This window comes from Streptomyces sp. S.PB5, assembly GCF_030403745.1.
Lineage (GTDB): Bacteria > Actinomycetota > Actinomycetes > Streptomycetales > Streptomycetaceae > Streptomyces.
Window position 1 is genome coordinate 1 of record NZ_JAQMWP010000064.1, and the last position, 1,184, is coordinate 1,184.

Genomic DNA, 1,184 nt, shown 5'->3' on the forward strand with positions numbered 1-1,184 from the left:
AGCCCGAGTTCGCTGATGAGGATTTCTTCGGTGTGTTCGCCGAGGAGGGGTGAGGGGGTGATGTGGGTGGGGGAGTCGGAGAGTTTCAGGGGGTTGCCGACGGTGGTGAAGTGTCCGCGTTCGGGGTGGTCGACCTGGACGATCATGTCGTTGGCGGCGAGGGAGGTGTCCTCGATGATTTCGCGGGTGGACAGGATCGGTCCGCAGGGGATGTTGTGGGTGGTGAGCTGTTCGAGGACCTGCCATTTGGGCAGGGTCGCGGTCCATTCCTCGATCAGCTGGAACATCTTGGTGAGTTTGGGGAGGCGGGCTTCGGGGGTGGCCCATTCGGGGTCGTCGGCGAGTTCCGGCCGCCCGATCAGCGCGGCCAGGGGTGGCCAGCCGACGGGCTGGACGATGACGTACACGTAGTCGTTGGGTCCGCCGGGCGCGCACTTGACGGCCCAGCCGGGCTGGCCGCCGCCGGAGGCGTTGCCGGAGCGGGGTACTTCGTCGCCGAAGTCGTCGTTGGGGTATTCCGCCAGCGGGCCGTGGGCCAGGCGTTGCTGGTCGCGGAGTTTGACCCGGCACAGGTTCAGCACCGCGTGCTGCATCGCCACGTTCACCCGCTGCCCCCGCCCCGTCGACTCGCGCTGGAAGAGGGCGGCCAGGATCGCGGCGACGGCGTGGATGCCGGTCCCGGAGTCCCCGATCTGCGCGCCGGTCGCCATCGGCGGGCCGTCCTGGAAGCCGGTGGTGGCCATCGCCCCGCCCATCGCCTGCGCCACCACCTCGTACGCCTTGAAGCCGGTGTACGGGCCCTCCCCGAACCCCTTGATCGAGGCGTACACGAGCCGCGGGTTGATCTCCCGGATCCGCTCCCAGGTGAAACCCATCCGGTCCACCGCACCGGGACCGAAGTTCTCCACCAGCACATCCGAACCCCGGATCAGCTCGGTCAGGATCTCCCGGCCCCGCCCGGTCTTCGTGTTCAGGGTGATACTGCGCTTGTTGCAGTTCAGCATCGTGAAATACAGCGAGTCCACCCCCGGCACATCCCGCAGCTGCCCGCGCGTGATGTCACCCCCCGGCGCCTCCACCTTCACCACATCCGCCCCCAGCCACGCCAGCAACTGCGTCGCCGACGGACCCGACTGCACATGCGTCATATCCAGCACACGGACACCCTCAAGAGCCCTCGTCAT

The 1,184-nt window shown here is 67.8% G+C and carries 1 protein-coding gene; it reads right to left on the reverse strand.

From position 1 onward, the window contains the following. The coding region (gene frc / locus PH203_RS49575; protein WP_289929539.1) for a formyl-CoA transferase at positions 1-1,184 on the reverse strand (1,184 nt) is incomplete at its 3' end.